We start from the raw sequence: 21,842 nt of genomic DNA on the forward strand, positions 1-21,842 counted from the left end.
ATAAATTTAACCAGGAAGTTGAGTATTTTGATTTCTTCGTCTATCTAAAGATTTTTTGAGAGCATTCAGAAACGTTGAATAACCTCTCTTTCGATCTCTACTAATATTATCTTGATGAAGACGATAATATAAGGTAGTCTCTTCAAGCATCGCTATTTTGATGCCAGCTTCTTTATTTCTCATAAACCAATCTACATCTTCGCTTTGTTGTAAATTGGGGTCAAAATACCCTTGTTTTATAAATACAGATTTCTTATATATACCTGCTCCCAAATTTACATTAATAGTTGCTTCACCAAATTCTTCAAATATTTTTTTTCCTTGTTGATTTTCTTTCACTACCATACATTGCACTCTACCCATAGCTGCTTCTAAATCAGGCTCTTGAGTCAAATAATTTAAGAGTATTTCTAAATGATTATCTCCCCATATATCATCACTATCCAGAAAAGCAATATACTCTCCTTGTGCTATTTTAATACCTGTATTTCTAGCTGCTGCTGGTCCACTATTTTCTTGATAGATATAGTTGATTTTATCGCTAAACCCCTTAGCAATACTTGCTGTTTTGTCCGTTGATCCATCATCAATAACTATAATTTCTAGAGGTTCATAGTTTTGCTTACTAATGCTTTGCAGTGCTTCTTCTAAATATTCTTCTGCATTATAAGCAGGGACAATAACGCTAATTAAAGGATTATTAAACGACATGTTTTAATGAGATAATTAAATCAAATATTACTTGAGGAATTGATTCGATTTCAGTTCCCAGATTGAGATAATAACAAGGTAATTTTTCAGCAGTTTTAGTCATAATTTTACAAGCTTCTTGTCCTGTTCCTGGTAATTGTTTAACTGTACTAGGAACCAGGGATGATACGGCTGTAATTGTCGAAGTTTTAGTTAAACTTGTTTCTAGTTTCCCCGTAATTCGAGGAACTAAAATTGCTTTCAGAGGAAACTGTTTAATAATCCGATATGGGAAATGTTTATTCAGAAAATAAAGAGCTTTTTCTTCTCCTAATTTTTCATAATTGCTAATGATTGGCTTCAAAAAAGGTAAGCGATCTACATCATCAGGCTTTTTCTTCCCTGTAGCATAAATACTAAAAGCTGTAGGCTTAGGTTCAGAAGTTATTAAACTATAATCATCACTCAGATACAATAACTCAGAATCAAGACAAGATAACGCTGTAGTAGACTTTCCCGAACCACCTTTTCCTACTAATAAAACACCACCGCTAGGAACTCCTACAGCACCTGCATGAACCATCTGAATACCTCTTTTTCCTAACCAAAGATGGAGAATTGTTCGCAGAGGCGATCCGGTTTCCCAATAGGGTACTAATTCAGAATTATTAACCCAATAAATTCCTAAATTACGTTCATAATCTAATAAGCTTAAAGCATTAGCACCCCATTGAAAAGATGTGTGAATACGATCGCTATTTAATCCCCAAACTTCTCCTCGTTTTTGTAGATGCTGTCCTTGCCAGGGAGGAGGTGGCATAATAGTATTAGTAGAGGTGCTATCCCAAATACAAATTGTTAAGTCAGGATTAGCGATCGCTTGTATTTCTAAGTGTGCTAATGCAGTAGTTAAACGAGAGATTAAAGCTTCTCCTGCAAAACACAAACGAACTGTTAACCCAGAAATTTCATAATAAAGAGTGATTTTACCTCCAACATTAATTTCTGCTTGTTGGTATAAATCATAGACTTCATTGAAAAATTCTAAAGGATATTTCTGAGGTAACAATTCACTAGGAATATTTGGTTTTTGAGTCACTTTTTGAAGATTTTTATGCAAAGTGAATAACTAAATTTTTTTGATGCTTAAATAAGGGTATTTACTTTAGCATTCGGCCAACCCATTTCATCAACTTCATGGATTGGATCTAGAGCTAATAGCTCTTCCATATCTGTGTATTTTGATAGGATAGGACGTTCAAAAGGGAGTTTTTGTTTATTATCTGTTGTGGCTTTTACTTCCTCTCTATTTTGATTTTCTCCTTCATTTATTGGGGCTACAATAATAATTTCTTCTTCTCTTAGTTGGGTGATTAGAGAGTTGACTGCTGTCTCTATTGTTTTGCGATCGCCTTCATATCTTTCTGTCATTTCGGCAATTATTTCTGTTGTTGAATTACCTTTTTCTATTGCTGACCAAATGTCTGCCCCTGTATTCAATAAACTATAATAGTCTCCTTTATCTAGGTTGACGATGACTACTTCACCTTCAATTGTTTCTTGAACTACTTTCGGGCTGTTTATTTGAAATCTTTCTGTGTTTTCCATCTTAAAATTTTAATTGCCAAATCAAGTAGAATAGAGCAAAAAAAATACCTTGCATATATCAAATTTTGAGCTAACTTAAAGTTTGATACATAACGTACAAAATTTACTTTTTTTAACTTCACTCTTTTTTTATACTCTAGCATTTTAACCAACATTGTCAAGAGTTGACTACCGATATCTTTGAATAACCACAATAAAACCCACATTCTGAAATACAGAACTTAACAGAAAAAGTTACAGATAACCTATCTGTTTAATGTAGAATTAAGTAGGTTTTAATTAAGTAGAATTAAGTAGGTAGGCACGAAAAAATAAAACTATGTAAAGATAGGTAAATACGGAAAGTTTATCTATCAAGGCGATTTTTTTATGGGGGATCGTTTCAGGATTTTTCTCACGAGTGAGCAAGACCAAAAACTACTGAAGGTTAGAACTGAGGATGTACCACAGAAAGTCAAAGGCCGAGCAGAGATAATCAGGCTCAATGCCCATAGCTGGTATAATGCTGGAGCTATCTGCTGCAAAAGGAGAAATAGACCTGAGATATTTGGATGAATCAGGTTTTTGTATGTGGAGTGAGTCGAGTTACACCTATTACCAACGTGGAGAACAAAAATGCCTGGAACAGATAAAGCGCCGTGGTCGTAGATTAATTATTATTGGGCTGTTTCAGCCTTTAATCAGCTTTGTTGATGGCCTAGTTATTGGTGGTGTCAATTGTAAATCTTACATCCGGATGATGAAGCGAGAAGCTCAATAAACAGAAAAGTTAGATCGAACCTCCATATTCATCTGTTCGATGATTGGAATTATCTTGGAGAAATTGATTTGGTAAATAACCATTGCCAGCATAAATTTCTACTCCATCAAAACCTGCCTCTTTTGCGTTTTTCGCTCCCTGTCGAAACTGTTCGATAATCAGAGTTATTTCTTCTAGTTTGAGTTCTCTAGGAATAACGTGGGGGAATTGTCCATTGGGAAGATCCGCTAAATAATCAGCCGTAATAGAACTAGGAGCGATCGGAATGTCTACCTCTTCTAGCAAGTCTGGATGGGCAACTCGTCCAGCGTGCCAAAGTTGTAAAAATATTTTGCCACCTTTTTCGTGTACAGTTTTTGTTATCTGTTTGTAATTGTTTGCATAATTTCAGGTGAAAAATTTAATTAGGGAAAGTGAGCAATTTCCAGATGATCGGGACTTACAGATTTTCAGTTTTTAACTAGCTATCAGCTATTAGCTATCAGCCTAAAAATTTGTGCATATAATTAGGTATCTGTTTGCGCAGCATTCCGGAACGGAAAAGCTTGGGTTAAATCCCTGACTTCTATAAGTCGCTTCATTTGAGGAGGGGTTTAAATCCCCTTCTAAGTAGTCCAGCTTATTTTCAGCAGTATAGCAAACCAGAGCATCCTCAAGATTTAGTTCACCATAATTGTTTGTATTTTAGCTATTCCACTGGTTATAAAATTTAGCGATTTAAGGGAGACAAAGAGGTGTGTGAAGTTAAAGTTAATGGATCGTTGGTAGCAAATAATTCAGAGGTTCTTCGGCAAGTTTGTTTAGATGGTGCTGGTTTGACTTTAATGCTAACCTGGTTAATTGGATAAGATATCCGTGGGGGTCTTCTCCAAGCTGTACTTAATGATTTTCAGTTCTATCCCCACATGGATATGGATACAGGTATTTACGCACTTTATCTACCGAATCGTCGTAATTCCTTGAGAATTAAAACTTTCATTGATTTCTTAATTCAACGCCTTGGTAACTCACCTCTATGGGAAACATTTTGAACCATACTTGGCAATTTTAAGAGAAAATCTAAAAATAAACGCCTATTAGCTGATTTTGATTTTCTTGTAGAAAATCTTCTCTAAAAGGCACATTTAGTGCTACTATAAATGATAAATTATATTTTCTAACACAGAACAATGAACAACAAAAATCTAGCAATAACTTTAGCTACAGTTGTTTTTCTAGCAGCCTGTGATGTTGGTAATAATAGTCATATTAAACTCAAAAATGATGGCTATAAAAATCATGCTTATCCTGACTATATAAATCGTAGAAAAGTAGGAACTAAAAATCACATTCCAACTAATAATAATACAAGTTATGTTGTTACTTATTGTCAAGAATTTATGGAATACGAAATGGGAATTCCTCGCCATAGTCGGTGGTCTTCAGTAGAAAATATAACTGAATCTACATCTGGTTGGCAATGGCAAGGTTGGGTAGAATTTGATGGGGAACGAAGCAATTTTATTTGCAATATTAATAACAATGAAGTAACAGCATATTTTCATAAAGAAACTTATCCTGATTATTTCCCTGATCGTTTTTATGAAGGTGGCGATCGCATTTATAACAGTAATATTAGTGTTGTAAATTCTTGTAAAGAATTTATGCAATATGAAATGGGAATTCCTAGTAATGGGCGGTGGTCTTCTAGTCAGAATGTGACTAAAACTGCTGAAGGTTGGCAGTGGCGAGGATGGGTAAATGTTTATGGAGAACGAAATAAGTTTGTATGTACTGTCGATCCTAATGGAGTTAGAGTCGCCACTAATTTTGAAGACTCTTATAATTATGAATATGAATATAACTATACCTACTAACTACTAACTAATAAGTATTATTCAATTTACTGAATAATTCAGGTTTAAAGCCTCTTCTTTAAAACCAGAAATAAAGAAAAAAAACCTTTTCGTCAATCCTATACTTTTTAAGGAGAGGTAATAATTAATAATTAATTGTTGAATGAGCAAACTAAAGCTTCAAATTTACTAAGGTAAAGATAAAATTGGTTGCTCTAGTGCAGGATAGCGGAAATAACTGGTTACAAAATCCTAAAACAATTACAAATCAATACTTTTGACTTTTAACTTTTGACTTTTAACTTCCGCGTAGCGGCTCTAGTATTGCTTCATTACTCTTTGCATAGTCCGTTTATCATCTCGTTGCTTAATAGTTTCACGCTTATCATAGAGCTTTTTACCCTGTGCCAAAGCAATATCAACTTTTACCCAACCGCGCTTAAAATACATCCTCAATGGTACTAAAGTTAATCCTTGTTGTTCTACCTTACCAATCAATTTACGAATTTCTTGTTTGTGTAGCAGTAGTCTCCTACTACGACGAGGTTCGTGATTGAAAAATTCTCCTGCTTTTTGATATGGAGAAATATGAACGTTTAGTAACCATGCTTCATTATTACGAATTAAGGCATAACCATCTCGTAAGTTAACCTTACCTTCCCGGATTGATTTTACCTCTGTTCCTTGTAATGCAACACCAGCTTCATAAGTTTCAATAATATGATAGTTAAATCTAGCTTGGCGATTATCACTAATTATTTTATATCCTTCACCACTTTTTTTATTCATAAAATATTCTAACTACACTTAATTTTTTATCTGTAATTTTTAATTATACTACGAAATTATCGGTTATGGCAACAGATGAATTAAAACATCACTATAAATAAAAAAATTTAATAATATACTTTTTGTATAAATGCCTTTGTTATCAATCGCTGAATCAACTATAAATAAATATTTTGGCGATAATTAAGCTATTTTAATTTAAATTGATACTATAGCTTTCCTAAATAGGTTTTGAACAAATGTTAGTTATCGCAGAAGGAAGAAGGAAAAATCTTGGGTTGTTTGAGTTTTAAGCTTTTAATCTGTCAGCGCCTTTTCCTTCGACTGCTATATCTAAATACTGAGATTTACTTCTCTTGATATCTACTTAATGTTCATTCTTCTATCTAGGATAGCTATTTTAAATAAATAGAAAAAATCAAAAGTTGGTAGTCCTGCATGGTAATGGTGAGGATATATATTTTTTAATTTCTCCAACACTCCCGGTGCTTCCTTTACCATTACTATGCATCACCACCCAAAAGTTTTAGGTATGGCGGTCAGCTTTTTTCATCTACCAGCTACCACCTACTACCTAAAACCTTCTTAACTCTGAAAATTATCCTGGTATTTCTAACAGCGATCGCTCTAAAACAATCATTTCAGAATTAATCACTGAACTACGAGCTATAACTCTACCTTTAGAGTTCATAACTTGTAACTTATTAAAGTCTAAATCTTGTGCTTCTTGAAACATTTGCTTAACTAATTTATCTTGTTCTTCCTCAGTTTTGTCATACCAATCATTATTCAGTTCAACAATTAATAAACTACTGGGAAAATTAATTCTTAAAGATTCAATAATTCCAGCACCATATTCATTAGTAAGGTCATCAATTTGATTTTGAATTGACACAATTAAAATTTGCTCTGGTGTCAACTTTGGAGGTGAAGCTATAATTGGTTCCACAGATTCAGGAGCTTCATCAAATGAATCTTCAGATACTTCTGGATCTACTGTAAGAGGTAGAGACTCTTCCGGGGCGATCGCTTCTATTTCTTCAGCTATAGGAATATCCGTCGGGGCGATCGCTTCTTCTATTTCTTCAGCTATAGGAATATCTGCCACCTCAGTAACAGGTTGATCAGGGGAAAAAGAAACAAAAATAATCACCAGAATCAGGACAAAAATACCAGCGATCGCCCCTGTCAATAACCCATCAGAAAGCTTTTGACTTAGGGACGCTGGTAATAAGGAACGAACTAATCCTAAAACCTGTTGTCCAAGACTAGGTTGGGCCACTACTGATTTTTTCTCAGTAGTAGATTGTTGTTCAGGTGGACTTTGCGGTGTCACGGAAGGAGTTTCTGTTGACTCTTGATAGACTGCTTCAGTTTCAGGTTGTTCTAAATTTGGTTGCTGTGGTTGGTCTTCTGACATTTACTTTATACCTTTTGGACTAAACAAATCGATGGATAAAACGATAAATTAATAAAAGACAAATTAGTATTCTGGACTATAGTCCTTTTTCTACTTAATTTATTTTCTCAAACGATGAGTATTAAAGGTCGTCAATTTTTATTTTTAAGTAGTCTCAGCAGCATTAGTGTTGTTGGTATATGCAGCAAAATAGTAAAAATTATTAATTTTTTTAGTCCTACTAATGCAGTGACATTAAACAATTCTTCCTCTGTTCAAACAAACCCTATTTTCAGATTTGTTTCTGTCGCTGATACTGGTGCAGGAGGCAAAGATCAATTTGCTGTAGCTGAAGCTATGGGGCGTTATTTTTTAAAATATCCTTTTGACTTTGTAATTCTTGGTGGGGATAATATTTATGAAGATGGAGAAATTGAAAAAATAGAAGATGTTTTTGAGAAACCATATAAATTTTTACTAGAAAAAGAAGTTAAATTTTATGCCTGCTTAGGCAACCACGATATTCGTACTGAAAATGGAGACTTGGAACTCAAATATCCAGGTTTTAATATGGCAGGAAGATACTATACTTTTCAGTATCACCCAATTCAATTTTTTGCCTTAGATACTAATATTAATGCTGACTGGGAAACCGAATTAAAATGGTTAGAAAAAGAATTGAGTAACAGTGAAGCACCTTGGAAAATAGTCTTTGGTCATCATCAAATTTATTCTTCTGGAATGTATGGGTTAAATGAAGATTTTATTCAAACTTTAACTCCTCTATTTAAAAAATATGGGGTTCAGCTTTATATTAATGGGCATGAACATGATTATGAAAGAACTAGCTCAATTAATGGTACTACTTATTTAATTTGTGGTGCGGGTGGCAAACAACGTCTTGTAGGGAAATCAGAGTGGACTGAATATTCTACAAGTGATTTTAGTTTTGCTGCTTTTGATGTTTATGAAGACCGCATCATTGTTAGAGGAATTGATGTAAATAATCGTGTTTTTGACGAAGGTATAATTAACCTGAGTTGAAGGAAATTTTATACTAGAAGGAATAGGAGTCAGGAGTCAGTCCTCAGGAGTCAGGAGGGAAGAAAGAAGAAGAAAGAGGAATAGAAGGAGAAAGTTTTTTGGTCGTGTAAACGGAATGGAGTTCTATCACGCTCTTATCTGGACATGATATCATACCTCAAATTACCAACGCCCAATTTTACTTTGAACTATAAAGCGATTGATTGATTACTGAAAAGAGAAAAGCTTTAAAAGTGCAAACTTGCCAGTGATATTTGGGTTTTTAGGTATTCAGCAACCGCCTATAATTTGAAAATATTTTCAAATGATGAAAAAATTACATATCACCCCGTAATGATGCAACGCCTTTTTATCATTAGACATCTGGTGAAAATTCAAAATCAAATCAATTATTATCCATAAATTATCAATTATTCCCCTCCTGGGAGGGGTTAGGGGTGGGTTCCCTGTTCCCTGTTCCCTGTTCCCTCTTTTCTGGAGATGTCTACTAATTTAAGACGGACATGATATAAATATTTATCCCCCAATTTTTTACTATTCAACCTTCATTTGGAGGCATTTCCTTATTTGTAAATCGCTGAATTATAATTTGTATAGCTAAGGCAATTAAACCTAAAGTAACCATCGCACACATACAAGTAGCTAAAGCAATAACTCCCACCACTAAAGCACGCACAGCAGTCGAAATATTCACCACAAAAACATTATCTGAAATAATAGGTTTATTAGCAAATGTCTCAGAAATAGATTTCATTAACATATAGGCAAGTGTGGCTAATCCACCAGCAATTATCGCACTAGCCAAACATTGTAAAGGATTGACATTTGAAGTAGATTTTTCTTGAGATTTAGGAGTTAAATTTGTCATATATTTTGAATAGTTGAAGTCGGAATAAAAATTGTTTGTAACTATAACAGAGAACATGGAATAGGAAATAGTTGGAAAAACATTGCCTAGGCTAAGATCAATGGTCAGCATAAGTCCTAACAGGTCTGGCTATTGCTATATTAGAATTATGGGAAAAATGAAAATTAAATATAGCAGTTTATAACTTGACAAAATAAAATAGAGATTTCTAGAGTTTTCAACAACAACAAACAGAGAATAATAGTTATTAATTATTGCCAATTCAAAGTATTATATGTTCCTTCTACCTTCTACGTCCTGCCCTCTTCCCTCTTCAATGGGCAATAGTAATGCCACTAGAGTTAAACTGTGCTATCCAGAATTCTAGACCGGGGTCAGCCATTTTTGCTTTTACTGTGGCCTCAACTTCCTGTGCTTGAGCAAGAGATTCTGTCAAAGCAAATATAGTAGGCCCAGACCCTGACATCATAGCTCCTAAGACATTTTGGGATGCAAAAGCTTCTCTTAATTTTAATAATTGCGGATATTCTGGTAAAGCCACCTTTTCTAAATCGTTGTGCAATAGTTTGCCAACTTCTATATTGTTTTGGTGAGCGATCGCTGAAACCATTGGTCCAGAATGTACTCTTTGTATACTATTTTCCCGAGCTTCAGTATCATCAATATAAGTATGACCGAATTCTTGACGATAAGTGCGATAACTCCAGGGTGTAGAAATAGAGAGATTCTTGTATTTAGCCAAAACCACAGAAAGTTGGTCTAAATTTGGTAGTGGGGAGAGAACTTCGCCACGTCCTGTTGCCAATGCTGTACCGCCACTAATACAAAAAGGAACATCTGAACCCAACTGTGCCCCCAACTCTTGCAACTCTCCCTGAGTCAAACCAAGTTCCCACATTAAATCTAATCCCACTAATACTGCTGCCGCATCTGTGGAACCTCCTGCTAACCCTGCTGCTACAGGAATCTGCTTATTGATAGTAATTTCAACGCCACCATACCTGGCAAATACATCTGGAAATTGTTTACCCATCAAGGAAGCTGATCGATAAGCAATATTGTCAGCATCAGCAGGAACTAGGGGATGTTCGCATCGAACCACAATAGTTTCAATTCCAATGGCACGAATATCTATTCTGTCTGCAAGACTAATGCTTTGCAAAACCATTGCTAATTCGTGATAACCATCTGGGCGATCGCCTATGATTTCTAGATACAGATTGATTTTAGCAGGAGCAATTAATGAATAGGAGCGCATTTTAGCTAGTTTAGTATTAGATATTTTAACTCGAAGGAAGTAAAGAAAAAGGTTAATTTTTTGACCAAAATCATCTCTAGCTACTTCCAAGTGGCAAGAATTTATATTCCTAAGGTTCTTACTTTACTTTAATTATTTTAATTTATAAGTTTATTGATTAAATATCAATAGACATTTCCTCCAAAAGAGGGAGTAGGGAGTAGGGGGAAATAATTGATAATTATTGATAATTCATGTGCGATAGTTGATTTTATTTTTCTTTTTTAGGACCGCCAGATGTCTAATAGTTTATAAAAAAGTGCTAATGATAGTTATTCTGCCTGATTAAAAGCTGCAAAAAATTTACCCAGCTAGCATCTCTAAAACTGGATATATTCCCCGGTCATAACTATCTTGATTTCGCTTAATAAACCATAATCAAAATCTTCTTATCCCTTGTTTCTACTCCCTATCCCAATATCTATGAGACATGATACTAATCAGATTTTTTCAGTTTAGATGGTGAAATAGGTAGATCGTTTAGTGGAGGATAATCAGGAGAATCTCCCACTAATTCAGCTAATGCTTCTGACATGGCTTTCGGGTCCATAAATAGAACCTTAGAATTAGCACTTTCACTTAATTTCTGATTAGTTTCTAAATATCTTTGAGCAATCAGAAATTGCATAAATTCTGGACTATCTGGGCGCAAATTTAAAATTTTGGAAAGAACCTCTATAGACTCTGCTTGTCCTTGAGCTTTAGCAATAGCAGCTCTTTTTTCTCCCTCTGCTTGTTCAAGCATAGCTTTTTTCTCACTTAAAGCTACCCTTTCCGACTCCATTGCTGCTTGCACTTTTTCAGGAAAAATAATATTTTGAACCTCGACACGAATCACTTTGACACCCCAACTAGAAGTAGCTTCATCCAATTTCTTCAACAAAGCTTTATCAATTTCATCTTTTGTAGATAAAACTTCTTGAAGTGGCAAGCGACCAATTTCAGAACGCAGAGAAGTTAAAACTATATTATCAATAGCATTTTCTACGTCTTCAATTGCATAATACGCTCTCTCGATTTCTATAATCTGCCAGTAGACTACTGCATCTACCTGCAATGTCAAATTATCATTAGTAATGACTGACTGAGGGTCAATATCCAAGACCCTTTCGCGGATGGTATCAACATGAGCTATTTTTTCTACTAGAGGTAGAACAAACTGAAGTCCAGGCTTCAAAGTGCGCTTATACTTACCCAAGCGTTCTACTAAAGCCTCATCTCCTTCATCAATAACTTTTACAGATGAATTAACTGTATAACCAATGATTGCAGTTGCTATAAGAGCCACAAGATATTGAAGCATAAGATGTTAGAAATTAGGTTAATTATTTTGATACTAGCATTATCAATTAAAAAGTAGTCAAGTCAAAAGTTAACAATTTTCTTTTTGGCTGTTGAGATTGGGACTTAAACGAAAAATTTTAGCCCCAATCAAATCTAAACCCTCGAAGCTATTGTTTAACAAATAAGTAGAAAATCTAAAATTATGAATAATTGTCCCAATAATCACAGTTTTTGATTTTTACTTAAATTAGTTAGTTAATAATCTGAAATTTTATTCTTGAGGAGCATATATGGTAAATGCTGCAGAACAGGCCAAAAATTTTCAAGTAGCGAGTAAGATTGCTGCGATTGTAAATTTATTTAAGTCCCAGTTTGTAGATGTTAAGGTCGATCTCAAGCCCTGGATGAACGATCCAGATACTTTGGAGTTAGTTGACCCAGATTCTATAGATATTGGTTTTCATTTGCCTGGTAGAAGTAGGTCTCTGGAAAGTCGTTGTTTATTGGTGCAAATTCGTTTATATCAAGATCCTATTGAAGCTTATTCTCGTGTAATTGGAGTGGAAGTTGCTGGTTACGATCATCGCGGAGAACAATGGAAATTATCAACGGTGGGTGGCTGGCATTTTGTGGGAAATACCCAACCCACAACAGAATCTGCTGCCAAACTGAAATATTTCTGTCGGCAGATTTTTGAGCTATTCAATAATGATGATTTGGCTGCTTAATTGGGATTAGCCAAAACCTTTTGGTTCTCGATCTTGGAAGATTTTACCAAAAAAATGGGTTTAAAGCCCCGCCCTTCTAGGGCGACTTTTTAGCTTTTTTTTTCAATAGATATGTTATCATGCTGTTAGTTTAGATAGGAATTATGAAAGCTAGATTTAAGTATCGTATATATCCAACACCGGGACAAAGATACCAAATAGTTTTGCTATTTGGTTCTGTCCGTGTTGTTTAGAATGATATCCTAGCTTATTGTCAAGAAAAGTATAGATCGGGAGCAAAGAAACCCACTAATTCTGAACTACAAAAACAGTTTATTACTCAGGCTAAGAAGACTGAATGTAGAGAGTGGCTCTCAGAATTTTCCAGCATACCATTGCAGCAATCTTTGAATGATTTAAACCAAGCTTATCAAAACTTTTTTAAATCAACAAAAGGCCAGAGGAAAGGTAAACCTGTTAAGCCTCCTAAATTCAAAAGCAGGAAATTAAAACAAACTGCAAGATTTACAAAAGGAGGGTTTAAAATTGGTCAAAATAAAGTTTATTTAGCTAAGATTGGAAAGGTGAAAATTGTTTGGTAAAGAGAGTTGCCTGCTGCTCCATCATCAGTAACAATTATCAAGGACTCAGCTAATAGATATTTCTTAAGTTTTGTAGTAGAAATTATACCAGAAACCTTGGCTCATACTGATAATTCAGTAGGTATAGATTTAGGCATTTCTACCTTTGCAACCTTGAGTAATGGTACAAAGATTGATCCACCAAAACCACTCAAAAAACAATTAAGAAGTAGCCTGTTTCAGAGGAGCTGTGCTAACGAAAGTTAAGCAAGTCATTATCTAATAAAACTCAAGGGTCAAAAAGGTATGAAAAAGCACGGGTTAGAGTAGCTAAGTTCCATGGTAAACTGCAAAGATACAAGAACTAATTTTTTGCATAAATTATCTACTAAAATAATTCGTGACAACCAAACAGTTGTTTTAGAAGATTTGTTTGCAAAGCATTCCGAAGGAAACCTTTCTGGCATGGTAAAAAAGCGGTGCGACCCCGCGATGACGCCAGTCGCAAGGGAACACGCACCAAGAGACCGCAAATTATCCAGAGCTATATCCGATTTAGGTTGGTGACAATTTAGAACTTTCTTAGAAGGAAAAGCTGAGAAATACGGTCGTGATTTTAGAGTCATTAGCAGGTGGGAACCTACAAGTCAAGTTTGCTCAAATTGTGGCTTTAAAGGTGGCAAGCTAGACCTTCAGATGCGAGAATGGGAATGCCTCAACTGTGGCGCAAAACACCATAGAGATTAGAATGCAGCAATAAATATATTAGTCGCAGGCGGGCAGTCCGAGACAAAAAACGGACCTGGAGGCAAGCGTAACCTACCCCCATCCCTTCCCAGGAGGGGAGCAAGAGGGGTGGGTGCAGCACCCAATGTTAGCGGAGTTTTGCCCCAGCAAAACGTCAACCCACCGAATAACTAAGACTCGGTAGGAATCTCCGTGCCTGCCTCTTGCCTCCTGCGGAGGAGCTGCGCTAACAAAGGAGCATTCCGATCGGAATGCTGCGCAAACGCTAACAGGCCGGAGAGGATGTCAAGGATAACTTGAACTTCTGGCTTTCTTGTATCCATAAACGCCCTCCCCCTGCCTGACTTTTGTTAGGTTTGTGGGGATGATATACAATTTTGCAATATCCTAATATTTCACCTTCTTGAAAACTAGACATTAGCATGGTTTGTCTGGGAATGTTAACAATGTTTGCTATGGCTTTGACTTTTTCTCAAGTTTTGAAAACTGATAACTACTTTTTTCCTATCATCATTATCAAAGTTTTTCTGCTTAATACTTGTTCTTTTAATAAATAGTAATTGGTGGTAGATTTGGCTGAGGATTAGCAACTCTTCTCAATAATTCTTGTCTAGCTTGTTGAGGATTTTGACCATTAGGAACTTGATATAATAATCTACAAGAACCATCTTGAGGATTAGCAGCACAAATCATTGGCTGTCCATTTTTAGAAATACTGACAGTGATACTTCGATATCCGTTTCTTTGTTGAGTAGATAAAATTCCAGATACTCTAGTACATCTAGTCAGAGCATCTTCTCCTGATTCGGTAAAATAATTATTAGAATTCCAGAGAATAATCGGAATATTTTTGCCTTGTTTAGTGGCTATTGTTGCTGGAGTTGCCCCGATTTTCCCACAGAAAAAATTAGTAGTTTGAGCTTCAGCAGAACGATGATTTATAGGAATATTTAACAATCCAATTACTGTGGCAGCAACAATAGAAGTTAATGATAAAATTTTCATTGATTATAATCTACATAGATAACAATACTAATATTCTATAAATTTATATATAGTTCTTGACTCTCAGTAATGGCATTTAAGCAAATTTTTTTTTAGTATACTTGGGAAATTATGGAAGCTTTGATTATCAGTGATTCTTGTGTAGTTATAATTTCTAATTAATAAATTACTTGCTTTGCTTATATTCCTTATTCAATTTATTATCTGCCTTAACTTCGGTTCAATAAAACCTTCCCAATAATAGCAGTCAATCAACCAGATATAATGTAGAATAATCAACTTATTGGGAGTGGGTTAAAAAATAGTGACTCAGTGTCAAACTAAAAACTTAGTCAAGATATTTTTGGAAAAATTCTATAGTGCGACTTTGGGCAAGATTAGTAGCTTCTAAGTTATAGTCTTTTCCTTCTATCCGAGCAAAGCCGTGATTAATATTTGGATAAGAATGTATTGTTACTAAAGGATAATTACTCAATTCAATTTTTAGTTGAGACTGAATTTCTGGAGAAACATATTCATCTTTTTCAGCAAGATGAAGTATTAATGGATTTTGAATATTAGCAGCTTCATCAAGATTTTTTTCAATGCCAACTCCATAATAACTAACGTTACATTTTGCTTGGGAACGAGTAGCCATTAAATAAGCGAGTTTTCCTCCTAAACAAAAACCTACACTGCCAATTTTGCCAGTACATTCTGGTAATTCTTTGAGAGTTTTCATTGTAGAAATTAAATCATCAATTCCTTTATTTTCATCAAAATGTTGGTAAAGTTCAAATGCTTTTTGCCAGTCATTCTCAGATTTATCGGTAAGTTCAATATCTGCTTCTTGACACCAAAATAAATCAGGGACTATTGCCACATAACCTGCTTGAGCATATTCATCAGCTATATTACGCATTACTTCATTAACTCCAAAAATTTCTTGGATAATTATTAATCCAGGAGCAGGTGTAGAAGTAGGTGTTTTTAAGTAAGCGGAAAAAGTCTCGCCGTTATTACTGGGAATTTTAATTTTCATCTTGGTTAATTGATTTGATATTGCCGTTATATTTATAGATTACTTTAACATTATTCAGTCAATTCAGTTAGCTTCCTGCCGGAGGAACTGTGGGCTTCAATTAGTCTCTTGACAGAGGAGCTACCCTAGCTTCTTATCTCAAGGGTAATAAATGCTTGCTACATTTTTGCACTGCTGAGGAGTAGGGTAGTAGGGATGCTGCATGCAACGTCCGAGAGCGAGAAATAAACATAAGAATAATTAACAATAACTGGCTAATAATTATCAAAAAAGTAATTGATTATTTGTTAATTACTTAATAATTGAAGTGTCACTTGTAACTTAAGTATAGCATTCTTTTTTCACACTTGGTATTACAAAGGAATTACGTTATCAGGACTTCCTACAATATGGAGACGAGAAGATGCATAATTTAAAAAAGGGAGGCTTGAGACATGATTTTTTTTGTCTAAAAATAAGGAATGGTCTCAAAATAGCATTTAATAAATAATTTTGATATAGCAATTCCCAAGAGGCGTGAGGGACAAAATTTGTTTGTTTTATGGAGCATCGGATCTGCGAACAGGGAAAAGAATAGAATAGAAATAAAGATAGGTGTATACCTCATTAGTCTGAGAAACACTATAAAAATATTATTAATACTCTCGGTAATTGTTGATATTAAGAGTGAGTTAACAACTGGGAATTTTTATATTTCTTTAAATCAGGTTCAAGTTAATATAATCAAGCTAATTACTCAAATAGTTATACTTAAAATTTAATTTAACTAAATTTTGCTTGAATACAACATTTCCATGAAAAATAACAAAGAGAAAAGTAGTTTTTTCAATATAAAATTTTTGTGTACTTTATTCTCTATTACCTTTTATTCAAAAATATATTTACAATCCAAATGTAAATGCTATATATCTGAGAAATATCAAAGAGTAATATCTATTTCTTAGTTGAGATTTTTGATTCAAGAAAAAATTGAACTTATTTAAGCTATGATTACTAAATTATTGAGTTAAATTGGAGAAAATTTATCCATAATAAAATCAGAAAGATATTTAAGAGTGGACTTCAAAAAAAAATACTTGACAAAAATTATAAGTTTTGTTAAAAAAATGTTAAAAATTAACATACTTTAAGAGGATTTTAGATTGTGAAAGTAGCGATTGTTGGTTTTGGATTTAATGCAGAGAAAGCCCATGTACCAGTATATAGAGATCGTTCTGATATTCATCTCACAGCAGTAGTAGATCCAGTAACATCTAGGCGTGCAGCAGCGCTTCGACAATATGCAGATATCCGAGTTTATGAACAATTCAACGATTTATTAGAAGAATATTCTAGTGAAATAGACATAATAGATATTTGTTTACCTAATGCTTTTCATGTAGAAAGTATTAAACAAGCATTAGCAGCAGATAAGCACGTCTTATGTGAAAAACCATTAGTATTGAATAAAGCTGAATACTATGAATTAGTCAATATAGCAAACGAACGAAAACGTATTTTATATCCATGTCATAATTATAAATTTGCTCCTTCAATCGTTCACGCTGCCTACTTAATTAATTCAGGTGAAATAGGGATACCTTTATTTGCATCATTTAATATATTTGGTGTAGGTTTTCAACCAGGTGTACGGGGAAAAGATAAAGAACTATCTGGTGGTGGTATTATGATAGACCATGGTTTAGATGCAATTTCTGTTGCTCAAACTTTATTTGGTGGTTTCCCTCAACGTATATCTGCACATACTAGAAGTTTCAATGAAACAAATAGTCAACTTGAAGATGTAGCTGTTTTTTGCTTAGATTGGGAGAACAAATTAATCAATATTAGTGTCAGTTCTTTAGGGTCTATTCCAAAAGCTTATTACAGAATTCAGGGGACAGAAGGAGAAATTAGCATTGAAAATAATGATGTGTTTTTAAGTGTTAAAGATAAACCAGTTCAGCATATTTTTGTGCCTACATATTTTGACGATCCTGGTCATACTAATTGGTTTAATGGATTGATTGAGAATTTTCTAGATTGTGCTAATAATCCAAATACTGAACCATTCTCTTTGATGGAAGCTGGTTTAGTTCTAGAGATAGCTGAAAAAGCTAGTCATTCTAGTAATAATGGAGGTAGTTGGATGGGAATAGAATTTACTACTAAGTCATTACAAATGGTTGGTTAATTTATGACTAGGTATGGTTGATTAATTTATGACTAGGTTCTGAAACTAGGTCTAAAATTTAAGAAGGTGGTAGGTGGTAGGTTTTAGGTAGTAGATATTTTGCAATCTACAACTTATTACCTTCTAATTAACTTGGCAAAAAAAAATAGGTAAAAAGCTTCTTTTTGGTTATACTAAGGGCTGTAGTCCTACAAGGGGATGAAGATTAAAATATTTCTGATTTCAAGCTACTGAAAGATGGCGGTAGTTACTGTTAATACAGTTCCGACTCAGAAGGCTAATTTTTCACTTAAATGAAACCTTCAGAGCTTAGAGATGATCAAATTCCTAATTTTTTTTAGAACAAATTTATAAGCCTAGTTCTAGCCACTTTTTTAAATCTAGCATAAACAGAACTTACGCATGGACACTAAATCCAGTGAGGGCGAATGCCATTTGCGCTCCGCAAAGCTCCGAATTGCGCCCCTACATATGGCGTTTTCAAGGTCAAGCATGCGTAAGTCCTGATAAATATGATATGGCAATCCTAAATTATTCGTAATAATTTGACTATTCTCAAATCCGGTGTTCTATCAGGGTCTACAATATTTCACAACTTAAATAAGTTTCCTATATCGTTAGAGGTAAATTCGGTAGGACAAATTTTTGCTATTTATAACTTATATAGTTTTAGCTAAAAATTTATTGTTAATTAGTTGATATTGGTGCATTTTATAGTACTTAATTATAACTATTTATAGCAGAAAAAAGAAAGAAGAAGGAAGAAGGAAGAAGGCGATTAATTATCTAGGAGATAAGGAAAAATCTGGCCTTGTCTGAGTCTTAAGCTTTTGATATATCCGTGCCCTTTCCTTCGACTACTATATCAATTTAAATCAACTAAATATCAATCCTAAAATAATTTATTAGTTTTGCTATAAAAGAAAATATATTAATACCAAATTCATTTCTAAGTTGCATAGAATAATATATTAATCATAATTGAATGTAGATCTAGATAGACAAGTTAATAAATTTCATAATTCTGTGCCACCTCACATAAAATTTGTATAAGACAACACTACCTACGACCTAACACCTAATTATGTATAGCCTCATATAAAATTGGTATAAGAGTTTAGCAATAGGAAATTTTAAAGTCCAAACTATATAACTATGTTATCCAAAAAATTTCCGAAGTCTCACCGTTCACTTTTACTATTACTGAGTGAACGAATTATGGCATTACTAATTCTTGCTAATGTCATGTTAGTAATATTTGATATTACCTATATAAAAATCCGTCATTGGTACTTAAAAATAGATTTATACCTACAAACAATCACTGATACTCCTCAAAAAAAATATCTCCAAAAAGTAGATAATCTACAAGAGGAGTTAGAAAAGAATGGTTTAGAGTCACCAAAAGTAGAAAATTTATTAGACGATTTACGCATTAGTAGTTTTGAAATATTCATTAATCGTCCTCCATTTAAAGTTATCGATAGTTATGGAAATTTAGCAAAAATTAAGCAAATATTTACTACTCACACTAGAAGAGAAAGTTTTTCACAAGCAGTACAAATTTTTTGGGATGAAAATTACTTAGAAACACAAGGTTGGCAAAGTCAGTTAGAATTTTTCAATAGAAAAATTCGTCCTCTAATATTATTGTATGAGCCGAAATTACAGTATGATTTAATTAAAGGAATAGAGCCATTCCGAGACTCACAAAATTATTTAATCGCAGTTAGTGAACTGAAGATATTACTCGAAAAAAAAGGTCTGGAAGAAGAAGAAATAGAACCTTTACTCAAAGAATTACGCGGTCATAGTACGGAATTAATTGATAGAGATTATGATTTCCAGATAGTTAATCAAATTTTAGTTTTAACTCAAATAAAATACCGGATGAAGCAACATATTTATAGCCAGATTCCAGATAGTAATGTGAATTTAACTCCTACTATTCAAATTTTACAGTCATTAAACTTGCTCCAATATTTAGCGCCAGAAGTTTTGTTGGCAGATAAATCATCAAAAATAGCGTTTAATACCTTCTGGAGTCGTCAACATCTAGAAAGATATCAATGGGAACAAGAGTTAGATTTTTTTTCTGAAAATATTCAATTTTTAATGCACTCTTTTTACTTTCGCGATTTGGGTAAGGATGGGGAATTTGTAGATAGATTTTGGTTAGTAGATTTACCTTGGATGATTATATTTTGGATAGAGTTTATTGGGCGGACTTTACTAATCAGTTGTCGTTCTAATTTAAGTTTATGGGGTGCTGTTAAAAAGCGTTGGTATGATGTTTTTTTATTACAACCTTGGCTACCTTCACTGCGAATAATTACTGTATTTATTCGTTTACAGAAAGTTAAATTGCCAGACATGAAACATTTCTACACAAATATCCGATTCCAACTTATTGGTAGTTTTGCTCAGGAAATAATTCAAGTTGTAGTAGGTGGGAGTATAAATCAGCTTCAGAATAATATTAGTAAAGGTTCTCTAAAAAAAGCTATATTTGAATCAAAAAATAAATCAGATAAAGTTGGTGTAGATAAAAATGACTATGGAAACATTCAGGAAATTATTAACAATATACTTGAAGTAACTGCTTGTAGAGTCCTTCCAGAAATTTATCCAGATATTGAAGATTTTTTACGCTATCAGGTTGAAAAGTCTATGCAGCAGTTATCTATATATAGGCGTTTACAAAAAATACCTTTTTTACGTCGCTTACCGGATAAAATTGCTAATAATTTAGTGATACAAATATCAAGTACAATTGCTACTTCTCCGCAAAAAGCTTATCAAACACAACCAGATGCGGTAAGTATCAAACTTAGACAACAGTTATTCAGACAGTTTACAACTAAGTTCCTATCAGAATTGCAAGAAAAACAAACTTTTGAAGAAATAGAAGTTTTAATGATTAATTTGCTTGAAGAAATTAAAAATAGTTACGTTAAACCATCAAATCAAACTAATTTACAATCTGCGGACACAACTATTCCGAAAATTATACCTACAGAAGTAATTGAGTTAAAAGCTGGAGATGAGAGTAATATAGAATCTGGTTGATAAAGTACCCTTTTGGGGAGATGGGGAGATGGGGAGATGGGGAGATGGGGAGATGGGGAGATGGGGAGAGCGAGAAATATTTAGTAATGGTTGAAGATGGAACATTTTTTTTTACCCAATTACATGGATTTGATATCAGATATCACTTCTAACTTTTGACTTTAGTGAATGGGGAGATGGGGAGATGGATACCCACCCCTAACCCCCCCAGGAGGGAAATTTGGGGAGATTTGTATTCAAACCCGAATACATTTGGTGATGAGTGGGGTCACGGAAATACTTGGGTTGTATGCTGCTTCAAGTAAAGGCATCATAGCAGAAGTAATACCAATTACCATAAACTTTGCTATATCTTGGACTTTCTATTTCTAAATATTATTTATTCGACCAAATGCTTGATATTTGGTAACTTCAGTGATTAAGGAAAGTTATTTTTGCCAGAAATATTTGCGATAGATGGTGCGTTACATTTCATTAACGCACCCTACTGGACTAACCAGTGTAACCAAATACAGAGAGAGTTACAAAAAGGTCATTAAAGTCGGGTTTTGCATCAGAACCACCATCGTTAGTGATGAAAGAATATCGGTGCAAAAAGACTTCGCCTTTTTCTATAATAGCGTCTTCACCCACCAATATCTTAGAACCTTCTGTTAGGCTAACTGTGTAATTTCCATCTCCTGCTGATGTGAAGCTACCACCACCGATATAGGTGAATACTCCACCACTTCTGCTGCTACCAGAAGCAGAGAATACTTCATTACCATTAGAATCAACAATTTTTACTGTTTGATTACCACTTGATTGAGCAAAGGCAGCAACTGTTACTAACTTGCCACTTGGGTTCATACTGATTTTCTGCGGACCAGTGGAAGAACTAGGCATAATCACCTCATATAGTATTTTATATTACACTTAAGAATAATATGTTAACTTTTTCTAGTCTACTTAACTTTATTATTTGT

General features: G+C 34.0%; 23 protein-coding genes and 1 pseudogene. 12 read left to right on the forward strand and 12 right to left on the reverse strand.

What is annotated here, in order from left to right; all coding sequences use genetic code 11:
* Window positions 1–6: 6 nt before the first annotated feature.
* Genes F6K27_RS08160 through F6K27_RS08170 form a run of 3 tightly spaced genes read right to left on the reverse strand, consistent with a single transcriptional unit; the run spans window position 7 to window position 2,298 of the window.
* The gene (locus F6K27_RS08160) at window positions 7–711 is read right to left on the reverse strand and encodes a glycosyltransferase family A protein (protein WP_287275200.1); all 705 of its coding nucleotides are present in this window, start codon (window positions 709–711) and stop codon (window positions 7–9) included.
* A complete protein-coding gene (locus F6K27_RS08165) occupies window positions 701–1,789 on the reverse strand; it encodes a serine kinase (RefSeq protein ID WP_287275202.1) in 1,089 nt (362 codons plus the stop codon). The genes F6K27_RS08160 and F6K27_RS08165 overlap by 11 nt, the downstream gene beginning before the upstream one ends.
* 47 nt (window positions 1,790–1,836) lie before the next feature.
* Window positions 1,837–2,298 carry a PqqD family protein gene (locus F6K27_RS08170; RefSeq protein ID WP_287275203.1) on the reverse strand — a complete coding sequence of 154 codons (462 nt, stop codon included), beginning with the start codon at window positions 2,296–2,298 and terminating at the stop codon, window positions 1,837–1,839.
* A gap of 484 nt (window positions 2,299–2,782) precedes the next feature.
* On the opposite strand from F6K27_RS08170, the gene F6K27_RS08175 reads away from it, so the two are divergent.
* A complete protein-coding gene (locus tag F6K27_RS08175) occupies window positions 2,783–3,058 on the forward strand; it encodes a hypothetical protein (RefSeq protein WP_287241784.1) in 276 nt (91 codons plus the stop codon).
* Window positions 3,059–3,067: 9 nt separating this feature from the next.
* On the opposite strand, the pseudogene F6K27_RS08180 reads toward F6K27_RS08175, so the two are convergent.
* Window positions 3,068–3,424 (reverse strand): annotated as a pseudogene (locus F6K27_RS08180) (alkene reductase); the annotation flags it as partial.
* A gap of 803 nt (window positions 3,425–4,227) precedes the next feature.
* Here F6K27_RS08180 and F6K27_RS08185 point away from each other — a divergent pair.
* Window positions 4,228–4,914 carry a hypothetical protein gene (locus F6K27_RS08185; RefSeq protein WP_287241786.1) on the forward strand — a complete coding sequence of 229 codons (687 nt, stop codon included), beginning with the start codon at window positions 4,228–4,230 and terminating at the stop codon, window positions 4,912–4,914.
* A gap of 297 nt (window positions 4,915–5,211) precedes the next feature.
* On the opposite strand, the gene smpB is transcribed toward F6K27_RS08185, so the two are convergent.
* On the reverse strand, window positions 5,212–5,682 hold the full coding sequence (gene smpB / locus F6K27_RS08190) for an SsrA-binding protein SmpB (protein WP_287241787.1): 471 nt from the start codon (window positions 5,680–5,682) through the stop codon (window positions 5,212–5,214).
* A gap of 598 nt (window positions 5,683–6,280) precedes the next feature.
* Window positions 6,281–7,102 (reverse strand): hypothetical protein, encoded by an 822-nt coding sequence (locus tag F6K27_RS08195; RefSeq protein WP_287241790.1) that lies wholly within the window; start codon window positions 7,100–7,102, stop codon window positions 6,281–6,283.
* Window positions 7,103–7,216: 114 nt separating this feature from the next.
* Between F6K27_RS08195 and F6K27_RS08200 the strand changes: the two genes are divergently transcribed.
* Window positions 7,217–8,125 (forward strand): metallophosphoesterase, encoded by a 909-nt coding sequence (locus tag F6K27_RS08200; protein ID WP_287275205.1) that lies wholly within the window; start codon window positions 7,217–7,219, stop codon window positions 8,123–8,125.
* A gap of 538 nt (window positions 8,126–8,663) precedes the next feature.
* Here F6K27_RS08200 and F6K27_RS08205 read toward each other — a convergent pair.
* From F6K27_RS08205 to F6K27_RS08215, 3 genes are all read right to left on the reverse strand, one after another.
* Window positions 8,664–8,993: a DUF3082 domain-containing protein gene (locus F6K27_RS08205; protein WP_287275207.1), complete on the reverse strand. Its 330-nt coding sequence runs from the start codon at window positions 8,991–8,993 to the stop codon at window positions 8,664–8,666.
* Window positions 8,994–9,306: 313 nt separating this feature from the next.
* A complete protein-coding gene (gene ispE / locus F6K27_RS08210) occupies window positions 9,307–10,251 on the reverse strand; it encodes a 4-(cytidine 5'-diphospho)-2-C-methyl-D-erythritol kinase (RefSeq protein ID WP_287275305.1) in 945 nt (314 codons plus the stop codon).
* A 475-nt stretch (window positions 10,252–10,726) separates the two neighbouring features.
* Window positions 10,727–11,593, reverse strand: coding sequence for an SPFH domain-containing protein (locus tag F6K27_RS08215; protein WP_124145337.1), 867 nt, complete (start codon window positions 11,591–11,593; stop codon window positions 10,727–10,729).
* 271 nt (window positions 11,594–11,864) lie between these two features.
* Here F6K27_RS08215 and F6K27_RS08220 point away from each other — a divergent pair, with 271 nt between their 5' ends.
* The 6 genes from F6K27_RS08220 to F6K27_RS08245 all read left to right on the forward strand — a co-directional run bounded on the left by F6K27_RS08220 (window position 11,865) and on the right by F6K27_RS08245 (window position 13,609).
* On the forward strand, window positions 11,865–12,302 hold the full coding sequence (locus F6K27_RS08220) for a hypothetical protein (protein ID WP_287275209.1): 438 nt from the start codon (window positions 11,865–11,867) through the stop codon (window positions 12,300–12,302).
* Between the two features lie 143 nt (window positions 12,303–12,445).
* Window positions 12,446–12,535: a helix-turn-helix domain-containing protein gene (locus tag F6K27_RS08225; RefSeq protein ID WP_287275210.1), complete on the forward strand. Its 90-nt coding sequence runs from the start codon at window positions 12,446–12,448 to the stop codon at window positions 12,533–12,535.
* A gap of 153 nt (window positions 12,536–12,688) precedes the next feature.
* Entirely contained in the window at window positions 12,689–12,883 is a 195-nt protein-coding gene (locus F6K27_RS08230; protein ID WP_287275212.1) for a hypothetical protein, read from the forward strand.
* 6 nt (window positions 12,884–12,889) lie between these two features.
* Window positions 12,890–13,129 (forward strand): transposase, encoded by a 240-nt coding sequence (locus F6K27_RS08235; protein ID WP_287275214.1) that lies wholly within the window; start codon window positions 12,890–12,892, stop codon window positions 13,127–13,129.
* 72 nt (window positions 13,130–13,201) lie between these two features.
* Window positions 13,202–13,429, forward strand: a complete 228-nt coding sequence (locus tag F6K27_RS08240) for a hypothetical protein (RefSeq protein ID WP_287275216.1) — start codon at window positions 13,202–13,204, stop codon at window positions 13,427–13,429.
* Between the two features lie 57 nt (window positions 13,430–13,486).
* The gene (locus tag F6K27_RS08245; RefSeq protein ID WP_240038982.1) at window positions 13,487–13,609 is read left to right on the forward strand and encodes a transposase; all 123 of its coding nucleotides are present in this window, start codon (window positions 13,487–13,489) and stop codon (window positions 13,607–13,609) included.
* Window positions 13,610–14,155: 546 nt separating this feature from the next.
* Here F6K27_RS08245 and F6K27_RS08250 read toward each other — a convergent pair.
* Both F6K27_RS08250 and F6K27_RS08255 read right to left on the reverse strand, forming a co-directional pair.
* Window positions 14,156–14,614: a COP23 domain-containing protein gene (locus F6K27_RS08250; protein WP_124145339.1), complete on the reverse strand. Its 459-nt coding sequence runs from the start codon at window positions 14,612–14,614 to the stop codon at window positions 14,156–14,158.
* A gap of 328 nt (window positions 14,615–14,942) precedes the next feature.
* Window positions 14,943–15,635: a dienelactone hydrolase family protein gene (locus tag F6K27_RS08255; RefSeq protein ID WP_287275218.1), complete on the reverse strand. Its 693-nt coding sequence runs from the start codon at window positions 15,633–15,635 to the stop codon at window positions 14,943–14,945.
* Between the two features lie 1,144 nt (window positions 15,636–16,779).
* On the opposite strand from F6K27_RS08255, the gene F6K27_RS08260 reads away from it, so the two are divergent.
* The 3 genes from F6K27_RS08260 (at window position 16,780) to F6K27_RS08270 (ending at window position 21,029) form a co-directional block, all read left to right on the forward strand.
* Window positions 16,780–17,808, forward strand: a complete 1,029-nt coding sequence (locus F6K27_RS08260) for a Gfo/Idh/MocA family protein (protein WP_124145341.1) — start codon at window positions 16,780–16,782, stop codon at window positions 17,806–17,808.
* A 1,155-nt stretch (window positions 17,809–18,963) separates the two neighbouring features.
* Entirely contained in the window at window positions 18,964–20,877 is a 1,914-nt protein-coding gene (locus tag F6K27_RS08265) for a hypothetical protein (protein WP_287275220.1), read from the forward strand.
* A 20-nt stretch (window positions 20,878–20,897) separates the two neighbouring features.
* A complete protein-coding gene (locus F6K27_RS08270; protein WP_287284221.1) occupies window positions 20,898–21,029 on the forward strand; it encodes a hypothetical protein in 132 nt (43 codons plus the stop codon).
* Between the two features lie 340 nt (window positions 21,030–21,369).
* On the opposite strand, the gene F6K27_RS08275 is transcribed toward F6K27_RS08270, so the two are convergent.
* Complete coding sequence (locus F6K27_RS08275) at window positions 21,370–21,762, reverse strand: hypothetical protein (RefSeq protein WP_287284224.1); 393 nt, start codon at window positions 21,760–21,762, stop codon at window positions 21,370–21,372.
* Window positions 21,763–21,842: the final 80 nt, after the last annotated feature.

It is taken from the genome of Okeania sp. SIO2F5 (genome assembly GCF_010692685.1).
Lineage (GTDB): Bacteria > Cyanobacteriota > Cyanobacteriia > Cyanobacteriales > Microcoleaceae > Okeania > Okeania hirsuta.

Coding starts and splice junctions, on each gene's coding strand:
- F6K27_RS08220 (WP_287275209.1), top strand. CDS start 11,865: ATGGTAAATGCTGCAGAACAGGCCAAAAATTTTCAAGTAGCGAGTAAG.
- F6K27_RS08265 (WP_287275220.1), top strand. CDS start 18,964: ATGTTATCCAAAAAATTTCCGAAGTCTCACCGTTCACTTTTACTATTA.
- F6K27_RS08205 (WP_287275207.1), bottom strand. CDS start 8,993: ATGACAAATTTAACTCCTAAATCTCAAGAAAAATCTACTTCAAATGTC.
- F6K27_RS08270 (WP_287284221.1), top strand. CDS start 20,898: ATGGGGAGATGGGGAGATGGGGAGATGGGGAGATGGGGAGATGGGGAG.
- smpB (WP_287241787.1), bottom strand. CDS start 5,682: ATGAATAAAAAAAGTGGTGAAGGATATAAAATAATTAGTGATAATCGC.
- F6K27_RS08195 (WP_287241790.1), bottom strand. CDS start 7,102: ATGTCAGAAGACCAACCACAGCAACCAAATTTAGAACAACCTGAAACT.
- F6K27_RS08215 (WP_124145337.1), bottom strand. CDS start 11,593: ATGCTTCAATATCTTGTGGCTCTTATAGCAACTGCAATCATTGGTTAT.
- F6K27_RS08225 (WP_287275210.1), top strand. CDS start 12,446: ATGAAAGCTAGATTTAAGTATCGTATATATCCAACACCGGGACAAAGA.
- F6K27_RS08255 (WP_287275218.1), bottom strand. CDS start 15,635: ATGAAAATTAAAATTCCCAGTAATAACGGCGAGACTTTTTCCGCTTAC.
- F6K27_RS08160 (WP_287275200.1), bottom strand. CDS start 711: ATGTCGTTTAATAATCCTTTAATTAGCGTTATTGTCCCTGCTTATAAT.
- F6K27_RS08175 (WP_287241784.1), top strand. CDS start 2,783: ATGCCCATAGCTGGTATAATGCTGGAGCTATCTGCTGCAAAAGGAGAA.
- F6K27_RS08250 (WP_124145339.1), bottom strand. CDS start 14,614: ATGAAAATTTTATCATTAACTTCTATTGTTGCTGCCACAGTAATTGGA.
- F6K27_RS08185 (WP_287241786.1), top strand. CDS start 4,228: ATGAACAACAAAAATCTAGCAATAACTTTAGCTACAGTTGTTTTTCTA.
- F6K27_RS08275 (WP_287284224.1), bottom strand. CDS start 21,762: ATGCCTAGTTCTTCCACTGGTCCGCAGAAAATCAGTATGAACCCAAGT.
- F6K27_RS08200 (WP_287275205.1), top strand. CDS start 7,217: ATGAGTATTAAAGGTCGTCAATTTTTATTTTTAAGTAGTCTCAGCAGC.
- ispE (WP_287275305.1), bottom strand. CDS start 10,251: ATGCGCTCCTATTCATTAATTGCTCCTGCTAAAATCAATCTGTATCTA.
- F6K27_RS08240 (WP_287275216.1), top strand. CDS start 13,202: ATGGTAAACTGCAAAGATACAAGAACTAATTTTTTGCATAAATTATCT.
- F6K27_RS08170 (WP_287275203.1), bottom strand. CDS start 2,298: ATGGAAAACACAGAAAGATTTCAAATAAACAGCCCGAAAGTAGTTCAA.